This is a genomic window from Pseudomonas kribbensis (assembly GCF_003352185.1).
Taxonomy (GTDB): Bacteria; Pseudomonadota; Gammaproteobacteria; order Pseudomonadales; family Pseudomonadaceae; genus Aquipseudomonas; species Aquipseudomonas kribbensis.
This window is the reverse complement of sequence record NZ_CP029608.1, coordinates 4477165-4493923: the sequence shown is the minus strand read 5'-3', so window position 1 is coordinate 4493923 and position 16759 is coordinate 4477165. Positions and strand designations below refer to the sequence as shown.

Annotated in this window: 14 protein-coding genes; all 14 read left to right on the top strand. The window is 58.6% G+C overall.

All coding sequences use genetic code 11. From position 1 onward, the window contains the following. Positions 1 to 69: 69 nt before the first annotated feature. The 14 genes from mtnA to rfbA all read left to right on the top strand — a co-directional run bounded on the left by mtnA (position 70) and on the right by rfbA (position 16726). Complete coding sequence (gene mtnA, locus DLD99_RS20450) at positions 70 to 1146, top strand: S-methyl-5-thioribose-1-phosphate isomerase (RefSeq protein WP_114884665.1); 1077 nt, start codon at positions 70 to 72, stop codon at positions 1144 to 1146. A gap of 424 nt (positions 1147 to 1570) precedes the next feature. Then, a complete protein-coding gene (gene gyrA / locus DLD99_RS20445) occupies positions 1571 to 4354 on the top strand; it encodes a DNA gyrase subunit A (RefSeq protein ID WP_114884663.1) in 2784 nt (927 codons plus the stop codon). Between the two features lie 64 nt (positions 4355 to 4418). Further along, the gene (gene serC, locus DLD99_RS20440) at positions 4419 to 5504 is read left to right on the top strand and encodes a 3-phosphoserine/phosphohydroxythreonine transaminase (protein ID WP_114884661.1); all 1086 of its coding nucleotides are present in this window, start codon (positions 4419 to 4421) and stop codon (positions 5502 to 5504) included. Next, complete coding sequence (gene pheA / locus DLD99_RS20435; protein WP_007950913.1) at positions 5504 to 6598, top strand: prephenate dehydratase; 1095 nt, start codon at positions 5504 to 5506, stop codon at positions 6596 to 6598. Before serC ends, pheA begins: the two co-directional genes overlap by 1 nt. 12 nt (positions 6599 to 6610) lie before the next feature. Beyond that, positions 6611 to 7723 (top strand): histidinol-phosphate transaminase, encoded by a 1113-nt coding sequence (gene hisC, locus DLD99_RS20430; RefSeq protein ID WP_114884659.1) that lies wholly within the window; start codon positions 6611 to 6613, stop codon positions 7721 to 7723. Between the two features lie 28 nt (positions 7724 to 7751). After that, the gene (locus DLD99_RS20425) at positions 7752 to 9959 is read left to right on the top strand and encodes a bifunctional prephenate dehydrogenase/3-phosphoshikimate 1-carboxyvinyltransferase (RefSeq protein ID WP_244220812.1); all 2208 of its coding nucleotides are present in this window, start codon (positions 7752 to 7754) and stop codon (positions 9957 to 9959) included. Beyond that, positions 9956 to 10645 (top strand): (d)CMP kinase, encoded by a 690-nt coding sequence (gene cmk / locus DLD99_RS20420; RefSeq protein ID WP_007950916.1) that lies wholly within the window; start codon positions 9956 to 9958, stop codon positions 10643 to 10645. Before DLD99_RS20425 ends, cmk begins: the two co-directional genes overlap by 4 nt. Positions 10646 to 10765: 120 nt before the next feature. Continuing rightward, the gene (rpsA, locus tag DLD99_RS20415; protein WP_102717097.1) at positions 10766 to 12451 is read left to right on the top strand and encodes a 30S ribosomal protein S1; all 1686 of its coding nucleotides are present in this window, start codon (positions 10766 to 10768) and stop codon (positions 12449 to 12451) included. Between the two features lie 206 nt (positions 12452 to 12657). Continuing rightward, on the top strand, positions 12658 to 12936 hold the full coding sequence (locus tag DLD99_RS20410) for a hypothetical protein (RefSeq protein ID WP_085710816.1): 279 nt from the start codon (positions 12658 to 12660) through the stop codon (positions 12934 to 12936). 153 nt (positions 12937 to 13089) lie between these two features. After that, positions 13090 to 13386, top strand: coding sequence for an integration host factor subunit beta (gene ihfB, locus DLD99_RS20405; RefSeq protein WP_003189779.1), 297 nt, complete (start codon positions 13090 to 13092; stop codon positions 13384 to 13386). 27 nt (positions 13387 to 13413) lie between these two features. Further along, positions 13414 to 13653: a lipopolysaccharide assembly protein LapA domain-containing protein gene (locus DLD99_RS20400; RefSeq protein WP_114884655.1), complete on the top strand. Its 240-nt coding sequence runs from the start codon at positions 13414 to 13416 to the stop codon at positions 13651 to 13653. Positions 13654 to 13872: 219 nt separating this feature from the next. Continuing rightward, positions 13873 to 14949 carry a dTDP-glucose 4,6-dehydratase gene (gene rfbB, locus DLD99_RS20395; RefSeq protein ID WP_114884653.1) on the top strand — a complete coding sequence of 359 codons (1077 nt, stop codon included), beginning with the start codon at positions 13873 to 13875 and terminating at the stop codon, positions 14947 to 14949. Continuing rightward, entirely contained in the window at positions 14946 to 15839 is an 894-nt protein-coding gene (gene rfbD, locus DLD99_RS20390; protein ID WP_114884651.1) for a dTDP-4-dehydrorhamnose reductase, read from the top strand. Before rfbB ends, rfbD begins: the two co-directional genes overlap by 4 nt. Continuing rightward, positions 15836 to 16726 (top strand): glucose-1-phosphate thymidylyltransferase RfbA, encoded by an 891-nt coding sequence (gene rfbA / locus DLD99_RS20385; protein WP_114884649.1) that lies wholly within the window; start codon positions 15836 to 15838, stop codon positions 16724 to 16726. Before rfbD ends, rfbA begins: the two co-directional genes overlap by 4 nt. The last annotated feature ends 33 nt before the right edge of the window (positions 16727 to 16759 follow it).

The window sequence follows — 16759 nt, the reverse complement described above, 5'->3', positions numbered from 1 at the left end:
TATACCCGAGCGTCTTCGCGGGGGGATCGCTATAATCGGCGGCTTTTGTTCATGAGTGCGGGGTGAGGGATGCGCGATCGACTGTTGGCTGCGGAGAAAGTAAAGGCCATCGATTGGCGTGATGGCGCGCTCCACCTGCTGGATCAGCGCGTTTTGCCGTTCGAGGAAAACTGGATCGCCTACACCAGCGCCGCCGGCGTGGCCGAAGCGATTCGCTCGATGGTAGTGCGCGGTGCGCCGGCCATCGGCATCAGTGCCGCCTACGGCATCGTGCTGGCGGCCCGTGCCCGGATCGCCGAAGGTGGCGACTGGTATGCGGCGCTGGAAGAGGATTTCATGCTGCTGGCCGATTCCCGCCCGACGGCGGTCAACCTGTTCTGGGCGTTAAACCGCATGCACGACCGGCTGGATCGCCTGAAGGACAATGCCGATCCGCTGGAAGCGCTCGAAGCCGAGGCCATCGCCATTCATGAAAGCGATCGCGAAGCCAACCTGACCATGGCCCAGCTTGGTGTCGACCTGATCCGCAAACATCAGGGCAATGCCCAGGCCATTCTGACTCACTGCAATACCGGCGCCCTGGCCACCGGCGGTTTCGGCACGGCGCTCGGCGTGATCCGCGCCGCGTTTATCGAGGGCATGGTCGAGCGTGTCTACGCCGACGAAACCCGGCCGTGGCTGCAAGGCTCGCGCCTGACCGCGTGGGAACTGGCCAATGAAGGCATTCCGGTGACCCTCAACGCCGACTCCGCCGCCGCGCACATCATGAAAACCAAAGGCGTGACCTGGGTCATCGTCGGCGCCGACCGGATCACCGCCAACGGTGACGTGGCGAACAAGATCGGCACCTATCAACTGGCGGTCAACGCCATGCACCACGGCGTGCGCTTCATGGTGGTGGCGCCGAGTTCGACCATCGACATGAATCTGGCCAGCGGTGATGACATCCCGATCGAAGAGCGCGACGGTGCCGAACTGCTGGAAGTCGGCGGCAAGCGTGTCGGGGCAGACGTGGAGGCGTTCAACCCGGTGTTTGACGTGACGCCGGCGGACCTGATCGATGCGATCGTCACCGAAAAAGGCATCGTCGAGCGCCCGGACACCGCGAAAATGGCCCAGCTGATGTGCCGCAAGCGCCTGCATTGATTGGCTTGATGTCCGCGTTGTCCTCTTCGCGAGCAGGCTCGCTCCCACAGGTTTTGTGATCGCCACAGAACCTTGTGGGAGCGAGCCTGCTCGCGATAGGGCCTTGAAAGTCAATAAACATCCGCAATTTCGTCTCGAAATTTGCATTCAGAGAAGCTCTGAGCCTCTCTCGTCCCCGTTAAGCCTGTCATCGGTCATCTAACTATGCTCCATGCGCATCTGGGGGATAGGTGCGTGGCGGCTCTTGTGATAACATCCGGCGTTTTCCGAGGCAGTCCCACGGGGTTGTCTTCACTGCGCAAATCCAGGGTCAACTTGTCGATTTGTCGTAAGTCGGCGCATGGCACTCGGCCTGCATCGACGAGCTTCGTGCGTCCCCTATGGATATGGCGAAGTTTCACCAGAAAAAGGAATCAGGCTTCTCATGGGCGAACTGGCCAAAGAAATCCTCCCGGTCAATATCGAAGACGAGCTGAAACAGTCCTATCTCGATTACGCGATGAGCGTGATCGTCGGCCGTGCACTGCCGGATGCGCGCGATGGCTTGAAGCCCGTGCACCGTCGCGTGCTGTTCGCGATGAGCGAGCTGGGCAACGACTTCAACAAGCCGTACAAGAAATCTGCCCGTGTCGTCGGTGACGTGATCGGTAAGTATCATCCGCACGGTGATACCGCGGTGTACGACACCATCGTTCGTATGGCGCAGCCATTCTCGCTGCGTTATCTGCTGGTGGACGGTCAGGGCAACTTCGGTTCGGTGGACGGCGACAACGCCGCGGCCATGCGATACACCGAAGTGCGCATGACCAAGCTGGCGCACGAGCTGCTGGCCGACCTGCACAAGGAAACCGTGGACTGGGTGCCGAACTACGACGGCACCGAACTGATCCCGGCGGTCATGCCGACCCGCGTGCCGAACCTGCTGGTCAACGGTTCCAGCGGTATCGCCGTGGGCATGGCGACCAACATTCCGCCGCACAACCTCGGTGAAGTCATCGACGGTTGCCTGGCCCTCATCGACAACCCCGAGCTGACCGTCGATGAACTGATGCAATACATCCCCGGTCCGGACTTCCCGACCGCTGCGATCATCAACGGTCGCGCCGGCATCATCGAAGCCTACCGCACCGGCCGTGGTCGCATTTACATGCGCGCCCGCTCGATCATCGAAGACATCGACAAGGTCGGTGGCCGTCAGCAGATCGTCATCACCGAACTGCCTTACCAGCTGAACAAGGCGCGTCTGATCGAGAAGATCGCCGAGCTGGTAAAGGAGAAGAAACTCGAAGGCATCACCGAACTGCGCGACGAGTCCGACAAGGACGGTATGCGCGTCGTGATCGAACTGCGTCGCGGCGAAGTGCCTGAGGTGATCCTCAACAACCTCTACGCCCAGACCCAGCTGCAGTCGGTATTCGGCATCAACATCGTGGCGCTGATCGACGGTCGTCCGCGGATCCTGAACCTCAAGGATCTGCTGGAAGCCTTCGTCCGTCACCGTCGTGAAGTGGTTACCCGCCGTACCGTATTCGAACTGCGCAAGGCCCGTGAGCGTGGCCATATCCTCGAAGGCCAGGCCGTCGCCCTGTCGAACATCGACCCGGTAATCGCGCTGATCAAGGCCTCGCCGACCCCGTCGGAAGCCAAGGAAGCGCTGGTCAGCACGCCGTGGGAATCCAGTGCGGTGATGACCATGGTCGAGCGCGCCGGTGCCGATTCGTGCCGTCCGGAAAACCTCGATCCGCAATACGGTCTGCGCGACGGCAAGTACTTCCTGTCGCCGGAACAGGCGCAAGCCATTCTGGAGCTGCGTCTGCACCGTCTGACCGGCCTGGAACACGAAAAGCTGCTGGCCGAGTATCAAGAGATCCTCAACCAGATCGGCGAGCTGATCCGCATCCTCAACAGCGCCACGCGCCTGATGGAAGTGATCCGCGAAGAACTGGAAGTGATCCGCGCCGAATACGGCGACGTGCGCCGCACCGAGATCCTCGATGCACGCCTCGACCTGACCCTGGGTGACATGATCCCGGAAGAAGAGCGCGTCGTGACCATTTCCCACGGCGGTTATGCCAAGACCCAGCCGCTGGCTGCGTACCAGGCCCAGCGTCGTGGTGGTAAAGGCAAGTCGGCAACCGGCGTGAAGGATGAGGACTACATCGCTCACCTGCTGGTCGCCAACAGCCACACCACGCTGCTGCTGTTCTCCAGCAAGGGCAAGGTGTACTGGCTCAAGACCTACGAGATTCCGGAAGCGTCCCGCGCCGCCCGTGGTCGTCCGCTGGTCAACCTGCTGCCGCTGGATGACGGTGAATACATCACCACCATGCTGCCGGTCGATCTCGAAGCCATGAAGCGTCAGGCTGATGAAGAAGAAGCCGAAGGCGCCGAGGCAGATGTAGAAGACATCGAAAACAGCAACGAAACCGAAGAAGAGCGCCGCGCGCGCATCAAGGCTGCCGACCGCAAGAAGGCACCGTTCATCTTCATGTCGACTGCCAACGGTACCGTCAAGAAGACCCCGCTGGTGGCCTTCAGCCGTCAGCGCAGCGTCGGTCTGATCGCGCTGGAGCTGGACGAAGGCGACATCCTGATCTCCGCTGCCATCACCGATGGCGAGCAGGAAATCATGCTGTTCTCCGACGGCGGCAAGGTGACTCGCTTCAAGGAATCCGAAGTCCGCGCCATGGGCCGTACTGCTCGTGGTGTGCGTGGCATGCGTCTGCCGGAAGGGCAGAAACTGATTTCCATGCTGATCCCGGAAGAGGGCAGCCAGATCCTGACGGCTTCCGAGCGTGGCTACGGCAAACGCACGGCGATCACCGAGTTCCCTGAGTACAAGCGTGGCGGTCAGGGCGTTATCGCCATGGTCAGCAACGAGCGTAACGGCCGTCTGGTCGGTGCGGTTCAGGTGCAGGACGGTGAAGAAATCATGCTGATTTCCGATCAGGGCACGCTGGTGCGTACCCGTGTCGACGAAGTCTCCAGCCTGGGTCGTAACACCCAGGGCGTGACCCTGATAAAACTGGCCAAGGATGAAACCCTGGTCGGTCTGGAGCGGGTCCAGGAGCCGTCGGAAGTCGAGGGTGAAGAGTTTGAAGGTGAAGAAGGTGTCGAACTGGAAGAAGGCGTGATCGGCGCCGAGCCGGACGATGCAGTCGACAACCTGCAGGCGGACGCCGCAGACGAAGAAGAGTCGCAAGACTAACCAAATCGTAGCAGGGCAGAGTGTTTGCTCTGTCCGCTACCGTGATTGCATAGCGAGAGTGGATGTGAGCAAACGAGCCTTTAACTTCTGCGCAGGTCCCGCTGCGCTGCCTGAAGCTGTCCTGTTGCGTGCCCAGTCCGAGATGCTCGACTGGCACGGCAAGGGTCTGTCGGTCATGGAAATGAGCCATCGTAGCGACGACTACGTGGCCATCGCCGAAAAGGCCGAAAAGGACCTGCGCGATCTGCTGTCCATCCCCTCCAACTACAAAGTGCTGTTCCTGCAGGGCGGCGCGAGCCAGCAGTTCGCCGAAATTCCGCTGAATCTGCTGCCCGAGAACGGCACTGCCGACTATGTCGAGACCGGCATCTGGTCGAAAAAAGCCATCGAGGAAGCGCGCCGCTTCGGCAACATCAACGTTGCCGCCAGCGCCAAGCCTTATGACTACCTGGCCATTCCTGGTCAGAACGAATGGAAGCTGACCCCGGGTGCGTCCTATCTGCACTATGCGTCCAACGAAACCATTGGCGGCCTGCAATTTGACTGGGTTCCCGAGGCCGGTGACGTTCCGCTGGTGGTCGACATGTCCTCCGATATCCTCTCGCGTCCGATCGATGTGTCGCAGTACGGCCTGATCTATGCCGGTGCGCAGAAGAACATCGGCCCGAGCGGTCTGGTCGTAGTGATCGTCCGTGAAGACCTGTTGGGCCGTGCCCGCAGTTCGTGCCCGACCATGCTCGACTACAAGATCTCGGCCGACAACGGTTCGATGTACAACACCCCGGCCACCTATTCCTGGTACCTCTCGGGCCTCGTTTTCGAGTGGCTGAAGGAGCAGGGCGGCGTCGCCGCGATGGAGCAGCGCAACAAAGCGAAGAAAGATCGCCTGTACGGCTTCATCGACAACAGCGACTTCTACACCAACCCGATCAGCGTCAACGCCCGCTCCTGGATGAACGTGCCGTTCCGCCTGGCTGACGAACGTCTGGACAAGGCGTTCCTGGCCGGCGCCGACGCCCGCGGCCTGCTCAACCTCAAGGGTCATCGTTCGGTCGGCGGCATGCGTGCCTCGATCTACAACGCCCTGGGTCTGGATGCGGTTGAAGCGCTGGTCGGCTACATGGCTGAGTTCGAGAAGGAGCATTCCTGATGTCCGAGCAGGAACTCAAGGCGCTGCGCGTTCGCATCGATAACCTTGATGAGAAGATCCTCCAGCTGATCAGCGATCGCGCTCGCTGCGCCGAAGAGGTTGCCCGGGTCAAGATGGCCAGTCTGGCCGAAGGCGAGCAGCCGGTGTTCTATCGTCCCGAGCGTGAGGCGCAGGTCCTCAAGCGCGTGATGGAGCGCAACAAGGGGCCGCTGGGCAACGAAGAAATGGCGCGGCTGTTCCGCGAAATCATGTCCTCGTGCCTCGCCCTCGAGAACCCGCTGAAAGTGGCCTATCTCGGTCCGGAAGGTACGTTCACCCAAGCGGCAGCGATGAAACACTTCGGTCACGCAGTCATCAGCAAGCCGATGGCGGCGATCGACGAAGTGTTCCGTGAAGTGGCAGCCGGTGCGGTGAATTTTGGCGTGGTGCCGGTCGAGAACTCCACCGAGGGCGCGGTCAATCACACCCTCGACAGCTTCCTCGAACACGACATGGTGATCTGCGGCGAAGTCGAGCTGCGGATTCACCATCACCTGCTGGTCGGTGAAAACACCAAGACCGACAGCATCAGCCGTATCTATTCCCACGCCCAGTCGCTGGCCCAGTGCCGCAAATGGCTGGACGCCCATTACCCGAATGTCGAGCGCGTGGCTGTGTCCAGCAACGCTGAAGCGGCCAAGCGGGTCAAGGGTGAGTGGAACTCGGCGGCGATTGCCGGTGACATGGCGGCCGGGCTGTATGGCCTGACCCGTCTGGCCGAGAAGATCGAGGATCGTCCGGACAACTCCACGCGCTTCCTGATGATCGGTAACCAGGAAGTGCCGCCGACCGGCGACGACAAGACCTCGATCATCGTGTCCATGAGCAACAAGCCCGGCGCGCTCCATGAGCTGCTGGTGCCGTTCCATGACAACGGGATCGACCTGACCCGGATCGAAACCCGTCCGTCGCGCAGCGGTAAATGGACCTACGTGTTCTTCATCGACTTCGTCGGCCATCACCGTGATCCGCTGATCAAGGGTGTGCTGGAAAAGATCAGTCAGGAAGCAGTAGCACTCAAGGTGCTGGGTTCCTACCCGAAAGCAGTTCTTTAAGGGGTGGTAGCAATGAGTGGCAACTTCCTCGCTCTGGCACAGCCGGGCGTGCAACAACTTTCGCCATACGTTCCGGGCAAGCCTGTGGAAGAGTTGGCGCGCGAGCTGGATCTGGATCCGGCAAGCATCGTCAAACTGGCGAGCAACGAAAACCCGCTGGGCGCGAGCCCGAAGGCGCTGGCCGCGATCCGCGAAGCGCTGGACGAACTGACCCGTTATCCGGACGGTAACGGTTTTGCCCTGAAGTCCCTGCTGGCCGAGCAGTGCCGTGTCGAGCTGAACCAGGTGACCCTGGGCAACGGCTCCAACGACATTCTCGAGCTGGTGGCGCGCGCCTATCTGGCGCCGGGCCTGAATGCGGTGTTCAGCGAGCACGCGTTCGCGGTCTACCCGATCGCGACCCAGGCGGTCGGCGCCCAGGCCAAGGTCGTTCCGGCCAAGGATTGGGGGCATGACCTGCCGGCGATGCTGGCGGCCATCGACGCCAACACACGCGTCGTGTTCATCGCCAACCCGAACAACCCGACGGGCACCTGGTTCGGCGCGGAAGCGCTGGACGAGTTCCTGCAGGACGTGCCGGAGCACGTGCTGGTTGTTCTGGACGAGGCCTACATCGAATACGCCGAGGGCAGTGATCTGCCGGATGGCCTGGATTTCCTCGCGGCTTACCCGAACCTGCTGGTCTCGCGCACCTTCTCTAAGGCCTATGGTCTGGCGGCGCTGCGTGTTGGCTACGGCTTGTCCACGCCAGTCGTGGCAGACGTGCTGAACCGCGTACGCCAGCCGTTCAACGTCAACAGCCTGGCCCTGGCGGCGGCGTGTGCGGCGCTGAAGGACGAGGAGTATCTGGCGCAGAGCCGTCAGCTCAACGAGTCCGGCATGCAGCAGCTGGAAGCGGGTTTCCGCGAGCTGGGCCTGAGCTGGATTCCGTCCAAGGGCAACTTTATTTGCGTCGACCTCGGTCAAGTGGCGGCTCCGGTGTTCCAGGGCCTGCTGCGCGAAGGCGTGATCGTACGTCCGGTGGCCAACTACGGCATGCCGAACCATCTGCGGGTGACCATCGGTCTGCCGGCGGAAAACAGCCGCTTCCTCGAGGCGCTGCGCAAGGTCCTGGCTCGTGGGTGATGTCACTGCGCTGCAATCTGCTGCACCTATGATCGGGCGCCTGGTGGTGGTCGGTCTGGGGTTGATCGGTGGTTCGTTTGCCAAAGGCTTGCGTGAAAGCGGTGTGTGCCGCGAAGTGGTCGGGGTCGATCTCGACCCGCAATCGCGCAAGCTGGCGGTCGAGTTGGGTGTGGTGGATCGCTGTGAAGACGACCTGGTGGCGGCTTGCCAGGGCGCGGACGTGATCCAGTTGGCGGTGCCGATCCTGGCCATGGAAAAAGTGCTGGCCCGCTTGGCCGGCATGGATCTGGGGCAGGCGATCCTGACGGACGTCGGCAGCGCCAAGGGCAATGTGGTGCGTGCGGCGACCGAAGCGTTCGGCGGCATGCCGGCGCGCTTCGTGCCGGGTCATCCGATTGCTGGCTCCGAGCAGAGTGGGGTGGAAGCCTCAAACTCAGAGCTGTTTCGTCGTCACAAGGTGATTCTGACCCCGCTGGAGCGGACCGATCCGGCTGCGCTGGCTGTGGTTGATCGTTTGTGGCGCGGGCTCGGTGCCGATGTCGAACACATGCAGGTCGAGCGCCACGATGAAGTGCTGGCGGCGACCAGTCATTTGCCGCACCTGCTGGCCTTCGGTCTGGTCGATTCGCTGGCCAAGCGCAATGAAAACCTTGAGATCTTCCGTTACGCTGCGGGCGGTTTCCGTGATTTCACAAGAATCGCCGGAAGCGACCCGGTCATGTGGCATGACATCTTTCTCGCCAACCGCGAGGCTGTCCTGCGCACACTCGATACATTTCGCAGCGACCTCGACGCCTTGCGCGACGCGGTCGATGCAGGGGATGGGCACCAATTGTTGGGCGTCTTCACGCGCGCCCGGGTTGCCCGCGAGCATTTCAGTAAAATCCTGGCCCGCAGGGCCTATGTGGACGCTATGAATTCCAACGATCTGATCTTCCTGGCTCAACCTGGTGGCCGCCTGTCCGGTCGGATTCGCGTACCGGGTGACAAATCGATTTCCCACCGTTCGATCATGCTCGGCTCCCTGGCTGAAGGTGTCACCGAAGTCGAAGGCTTCCTCGAGGGCGAAGACGCCCTGGCGACCTTGCAGGCGTTCCGCGACATGGGCGTGGTCATCGAAGGCCCGCATCACGGCCGCGTGACCATCCATGGTGTCGGCCTGCACGGCCTGAAGCCTGCGCCGGGCCCGATCTATCTGGGCAACTCCGGTACTTCGATGCGCCTGCTGTCCGGCCTGCTGGCCGCGCAGGACTTCGACAGCACCCTGACCGGTGACGCTTCGCTGTCCAAGCGTCCGATGAATCGCGTCGCCAACCCGCTGCGGGAAATGGGCGCCGTGATCGAAACCGCTGCCGACGGTCGTCCGCCGATGACCATTCGTGGTGGTCACAAGCTCAAAGGCCTGACTTACACCATGCCGATGGCCAGTGCCCAGGTGAAATCCTGCCTGCTGCTGGCGGGCCTGTATGCCGAAGGCAAGACCACCGTGACCGAGCCGGCTCCGACTCGCGACCACACCGAGCGCATGCTGCGCGGCTTTGGCTATTCGGTAAGCGTCAACGGTGCCACCGCATCGGTCGAGTCCGGCGGCAAGCTGACCGCGACCCACATTGAAGTGCCGGGTGACATCTCGTCTTCGGCGTTCTTCCTGGTAGCGGCGTCGATCGCCGAGGGTTCGGAGCTGGTGCTCGAGCACGTCGGCATCAACCCGACGCGTACCGGTGTGATCGACATCCTGCGCCTGATGGGTGCCGACATCACCCTGGAAAACCAGCGTGAAGTGGGTGGCGAGCCGGTTGCCGACCTGCGCGTGCGAGCAGCTAAACTCAAAGGAATCGAGATTCCGGAAGCGCTGGTCCCTCTGGCCATCGACGAGTTCCCGGTACTGTTCGTGGCGGCAGCCTGTGCCGAAGGGCGCACGGTGCTGACTGGCGCCGAAGAACTGCGGGTCAAGGAATCGGATCGTATCCAGGTCATGGCGGACGGTTTGCTGGCGCTGGGCGTCAAGTGCGAACCGACCCCGGACGGCATCATCATCGACGGCGGCCAGATCGGCGGCGGCGAAGTGCATGGTCATGGCGATCACCGCATCGCGATGGCTTTCAGCGTGGCCTCGTTGCGCGCCACTGCACCGATCCGCATCCATGATTGCGCCAACGTCGCGACATCGTTCCCGAACTTCCTGGCGCTGTGCGCGCAGGTCGGCATTCGTGTGGCGCAAGAGGCTCAGTCGTGAACAACATTGCTCCGGTCATCACCATCGATGGGCCAAGCGGCTCGGGCAAAGGCACCGTAGCCGGGATTCTGGCCAAGCGTCTGGGCTGGAATCTGCTGGATTCCGGCGCGCTGTATCGCCTGCTGGCGTTTGCTGCGCACAATCATGGTGTCGACCTGACCAATGAAGAGTTGCTGAAGAAACTGGCCGCTCATCTGGATGTGCAGTTCATCGCGGCGACCGACGGTCAGTTGCAGCGCATCATTCTGGAAGGTGACGAAGTCAGCGATGTCATCCGCACCGAGAGCGTCGGTTCCGGCGCTTCCCAGGTGGCTGCGTTGCCGGCTGTGCGCGAGGCGCTGCTACAGCGCCAGCGCGCGTTCCAGGAAACACCGGGCCTGGTGGCCGATGGTCGTGACATGGGCACGGTGGTATTTCCGAATGCGCCGCTGAAGATTTTCCTGACCGCCAGTGCCGAGGAGCGGGCGCGCCGTCGATATTTGCAGTTGAAGGGCAAAGTCGAGGGTGTTAGTCTGTCGAGTCTGCTAGATGAGATCCGTGCGCGCGACGAGCGTGATACCCAGCGAGCGGTGGCCCCGCTCAAACCGGCGGCCGACGCCATACAGCTGGATTCCACGGAGTTGTCCATCGATCAGGTGCTTGAACGCATCATGAGCGAGATCGCCATTCGCGATATCGCCGGGTGACCAAGAAGGCTACAGGGGACCAGTCATAGTCCTGTGGTGCTTCTTTTTAATGAAACTAACCCACATCGTCTGGGATGTGGAGATGGGCGTACTTTTTCGCCCTAATCAACAGGAATTAAAATGAGCGAAAGCTTTGCGGAACTCTTTGAAGAAAGCCTAAAGACCCTGAACCTTCAGGCAGGCTCCATCATCACCGGTGTTATCGTTGATATCGATTACCAGGCTCGCTGGGTAACCGTTCACGCTGGCCTGAAGTCCGAAGCACTGATCCCTCTGGAGCAGTTCTACAACGACGCTGGCGAACTGAACATCAACGTCGGTGACGAAGTTCACGTTGCTCTGGACTCGGTTGAAGACGGTTTCGGTGAAACCAAGCTGTCCCGTGAAAAAGCCAAGCGCGCTGAATGCTGGATCGTTCTGGAAGCAGCCTTCGCAGCTGAGGAAGTGGTCAAGGGCGTTATCAACGGTAAGGTTAAAGGCGGCTTCACTGTCGACGTTAACGGCATCCGTGCGTTCCTGCCAGGTTCCCTGGTTGACGTCCGTCCAGTGCGCGACACCACGCACCTGGAAGGCAAAGAGCTGGAATTCAAGGTCATCAAGCTGGACCAGAAGCGCAACAACGTTGTCGTTTCCCGTCGCAGCGTCCTGGAAGCCGAGAACTCCGCCGAGCGTGAAGCTCTGCTGGAATCCCTGCAGGAAGGCCAGCAAGTCAAAGGTATCGTCAAAAATCTCACCGACTACGGCGCATTCGTCGACCTGGGCGGTGTGGACGGCCTGCTGCACATCACCGACATGGCGTGGAAGCGTATCAAGCACCCTTCCGAAATCGTCAATGTTGGCGACGAGATCGACGTCAAGGTTCTGAAGTACGATCGCGAGCGCAATCGTGTTTCCCTGGGCCTGAAGCAACTGGGCGAAGATCCATGGGTTGCTATCAAAGCCCGTTACCCAGAAAGCACTCGCGTTACCGCTCGTGTAACCAACCTGACCGACTACGGCTGCTTCGCTGAGCTGGAAGAAGGCGTTGAAGGTCTGGTACACGTTTCGGAAATGGACTGGACCAACAAGAACATCCACCCTTCGAAAGTCGTACAAGTCGGCGACGAAGTGGAAGTCATGGTTCTGGACATCGACGAAGAGCGTCGTCGTATCTCCCTGGGCATCAAGCAGTGCAAGTCGAACCCATGGGAAGACTTCTCTGGCCAGTTCAACAAGGGCGACAAGATCTCCGGCACCATCAAGTCGATCACCGATTTCGGTATCTTCATTGGTCTGGACGGCGGCATCGACGGTCTGGTTCACCTGTCCGACATCTCCTGGAACGAAGTGGGCGAAGAAGCCGTGCGTCGTTTCAAGAAGGGCGACGAGCTGGACACCGTTATCCTGTCGGTTGACCCGGAGCGTGAGCGTATCTCCCTGGGTATCAAGCAACTGGAAAGCGATCCGTTCTCCGAGTACGTCTCGGTTAACGACAAAGGCGCAATCGTTACTGGCACCGTGAAAGAAGTTGACGCCAAAGGCGCCATCATCGTTCTGGCCGACGATATCGAAGCAACTCTGAAAGCCTCCGAAATCAGCCGTGACCGCGTTGAAGACGCGCGCAACGTTCTGAAAGAAGGCCAGCAAGTAGAAGCCAAGATCATCAGCGTTGATCGTAAGAGTCGCGTAATCCAGCTGTCGATCAAATCGAAAGACGATGCTGAAGAGAAAGAAGCCATCCAGAGCCTGAAAACCGCTCCGGAAGGTGAAGCAGCTGACACCACTATGGCGGCACTGCTGCGTCAAGCAATGGCCAAACAGAACTGAGTTCTGTCTGATCATTAAAAAAGGGCGACTTCGGTCGCCCTTTTTTGTGCCTGCGATTTGGTGTGTGTCCTGCAGTGTGTTGTCTGGGTGAAACCATTCCCCTTGTAAGGCGGTCTGTTTCTTTAATCGGATCAATCGTCTATTCGCGTCTAGGCTTAGTCTGAAGATCGCAGTAGTCGGGCGTAGAGCCTGGCATAAGGAAGTGAATGAACAAGTTTATAGTCTTGATGGGCATGCTGGTTTTGGCGGGCTGTACGACCAGCGCCAAGACTCATGCGGTGCGCGGCGTCAGTGGCATTGAGGTTGATTGCTCCGGATTGGGCTCGGGTTGGGAGAAATGTCAGAAGCGTGCGGCGAAAGAATGCAAGGGTGCAGGTTATAAAGTGGTCACGCGATCGGATGACGCCAAGGATGAGGATTTGTTTCCCTTCGGCTTCAATCCTGCAGGCTACGTCACTCGTACCATGTTGGTGATCTGTCGGTGAGAGTGCGTTGTACGGGTGGGGTGGCGTGATGCCCTGAAAATGGGCGTTTCGATGTGGGGCAAGATATGTCAACCCCTGGGCTGTTCAAAATCTTCCGGGCATGCTAAAACCTTTCAAGCGCTGATCTAGCTGCTTGAAAAAGAAGGGAAAAATATGACGAAGTCGGAGTTGATCGAACGAATTGTCACCCATCAAGGGCTGCTCTCATCCAAAGATGTGGAGTTGGCCATCAAGACCATGCTTGAGCAAATGTCCCAGTGTCTGGCTACGGGTGATCGCATCGAGATCCGTGGTTTTGGCAGCTTTTCCTTGCACTATCGTGCGCCGCGGGTTGGTCGCAATCCGAAGACCGGTCAGTCTGTCAGCCTTGATGGCAAGTTTGTGCCGCATTTCAAGCCGGGCAAGGAACTGCGTGATCGTGTGAACGAGGAAGAGGAGGAGGGGGTTTGACGGCCACGACTTTTCGGGGAGTTGCCCATGCGTAATCTCAAGCGCATGCTTCTTGGTGTTTTCGTTCTTTTGTTGATGCTGGTGATCCTGGCGTTTGTACTGGAGAACCAGCAGTCCATTTCGTTGATGTTCCTTGGTTGGGCGGGGCCGCAGCTGCCAGTCTCTCTGGTAATGGTTCTCGCTTTGCTGATTGGGATGCTTGTCGGGCCGGTACTGGGCTGGTTTCTGGGACGATCGTCCAGAACTTCACGCAAACGACTTGTATAAGAGCAGGCGCAGGACATCCATCGAATTTGCATCGCTACTTGTCTATATCCATTAGTAAAACGTCCATTAAGCTGTAAAATGCAGCTCTTGTTCGGTAGTGGCATTGTTGCCATATCGATTCAGACTGACTCTGACAGAAGCTGGCTTGCAGCTTTTGCATCTATGGATTAGACAGCGCTCTTTGGTGGCCCTGTCCGCAGCTCAAGGGTATGGTTTCGCGTGAAAATTCTAGTTACCGGCGGCGCCGGGTTTATTGGCTCGGCAGTCATCCGTCACATCATTTCCAAGACCACCGACTCTGTCGTAAACGTCGATAAGCTGACTTACGCCGGTAATCTGGAGTCTTTGGCCGAAGTAAGCCAAGACCCGCGATATGTATTTGAGCGCGTTGATATCTGCGATCGTGAGCAGATCGACCGGGTTCTTCGTGAGCACCAGCCTGATTCGATCATGCATCTGGCCGCGGAGTCTCACGTTGATCGCTCGATTTCCGGCCCGTCCGAGTTCATCCAGACCAACATCATCGGCACTTACACGCTGTTGGAAGCTGCACGCCACTACTGGTCTGCTCTGGACGACACCCGCAAAACCGCTTTCCGCTTTCACCACATTTCCACTGATGAAGTGTACGGCGACCTCGAAGGTCCTGAAGATCTGTTCACTGAAACCACACCTTATCAGCCAAGCTCGCCATATTCGGCGAGCAAGGCCAGCTCCGACCACCTGGTTCGTGCCTGGGCCCGTACTTATGGTCTGCCGACGCTGGTCACCAACTGCTCGAACAACTATGGTCCATGCCACTTCCCTGAGAAGTTGATCCCGCTGATCATTCTCAATGCACTGGAAGGCAAATCGCTGCCGGTTTACGGCAAAGGCAATCAAGTGCGTGACTGGTTGTACGTAGAAGATCATGCGCGTGCGCTGTACAAAGTTGTTACAGAAGGTGTTGTTGGCGAGACTTACAACATTGGCGGACACAACGAAAAACAAAACATTGAAGTGGTTCAAACACTTTGCGCGCTGCTTGATGAGCTTCGCCCGGATTCTGCCCATCGTCCACACGCAAGCTTGATTACTTATGTTCAGGATCGTCCGGGACATGATCAGCGTTATGCGATCAATGCGAGCAAGATTCAGCGTGAACTCGGCTGGGCGCCGGAAGAAACCTTCGAGACCGGTATTCGCAAGACGGTGGAATGGTATTTGAACAACGCGCAGTGGGTCGAGCATGTGAAAAGCGGCAGCTATCAGCAGTGGATTGATCAGAACTACAGCGATCGCTCCAATAAAGCATGAGAATCCTTCTTCTTGGAAAAAATGGTCAGGTGGGTTGGGAGCTGCAGCGCTCCCTGGCGCCGCTAGGTGAACTCATCTCGCTGGATCGCCACTTGCTCAACGGCCTGCAGGGCGATCTGTCGGATCCGGAGGCGTTGCGCGCAACGATCCGGCATCTGAAGCCGGACGTGATAGTCAACGCTGCCGCCTACAACGCTGTCGATAAAGCAGAGTCCGAAAAGGAACTCGCTGCCCTGATCAATACCCAGGCAGTCGCCGTCATGGCGGATGAAGCATTGGCTCTGAATGCCTTGCTGGTTCACTACTCTACTGATTATGTGTTCAGTGGTGAGGGTGATGTTCCCTGGAAGGAAGATGACCCTGTTGCGCCCCTTAATCAATACGGAATCAGCAAGCGCGCTGGCGAAGAGGCAATTGTTGCTTCCGGCTGTTCGCACTTGATCTTTCGTACGAGCTGGGTCTATTCCGTCAGAGGCAACAACTTCGCGAAAACCATGTTGCGTCTGGCCAGGGAGCGTGAGGCGTTAAATGTGATTTTCGATCAGGTGGGTGCGCCAACCGGTGCTGACCTGATTGCCGATGTCACTGCCCACGCCATTTTGAAAGTGAAGCAAAGTGCCGATTTGGCGGGCATCTACCATCTGGTTGCCGGTGGTGAAGTTTCCTGGCACGGCTATGCTTCCCATGTCATAGAGTTCGCGCGAAAGATTGGCGAGCAATTGAAGGTGACTGAAGTAAACCCGATCGAGTCGGCGGCCTACCCGACTCCGGCCCGTCGTCCCTTGAATTCACGCCTGAACACCCAGAAACTGCGAAATAATTTTGCCCTTCGCCTGCCGGAATGGCAAAGCGGCGTAAACAGAATGCTGATGGAAGTTTTTAATAAATGATCAAGACAAATCGAAAGGGAATTATTCTGGCCGGTGGTTCGGGAACACGCTTGCACCCGTTGACGTTGGGTGTTTCCAAGCAAATGTTGCCGATCTATGACAAACCGATGATTTTTTATCCGTTGTCCGTGCTCATGCTCGCAGGTATGCGAGAAATCCTGATCATTTCCACCCCTGAAGATCTGCCAAACTTTCGCAAGCTGCTCGGTGATGGCAGCCGCTACGGTATTCAGTTGACCTACGCCGAACAGCCAAGTCCTGATGGTTTGGCACAGGCCTTCATTATCGGTGAGGAGTTCATCGGTAAGGATCCGTGCTGTTTGATCCTCGGTGACAACATATTTTACGGTCAGCACTTCTCCGATAACTTGCGTTCCGCCAGCACTCAGGAAAAAGGCGCGACGGTCTTCGGTTATCACGTTTCTGATCCTGAGCGTTTCGGTGTCGTTGAGTTCGATTCGTCAGGTCGGGCATTGAGCATTGAAGAAAAACCGCTCAAGCCTAAATCCAGTTACGCCGTCACCGGTCTTTATTTCTACGATAACCAGGTTGTCGATATTGCCAAGGGCATCAAGCCGTCCGAACGAGGCGAGCTGGAAATTACAGACGTTAACCGTGCCTATCTCGAGCAACAAACCCTCAATGTTGAAATGCTCGGTCGAGGCTTTGCGTGGCTGGATACCGGTACTCACGACTCGCTGCTTGAGGCGAGCCACTTCGTGCACACCATCGAACACCGCCAAGGTTTGAAGGTGGCGTGCCTAGAAGAAATTGCATACAACAATGGCTGGATTACGTCGGAGCAGTTGAGCGAGCAGGCGGAAGCTCTCAAGAAGACAGGCTACGGGCAGTACCTGAAAAAATTGTTGGATTCGACTTCTTTCTGAGTCTGGAAAGTTCGGTATTCAAACAAAGCGTTC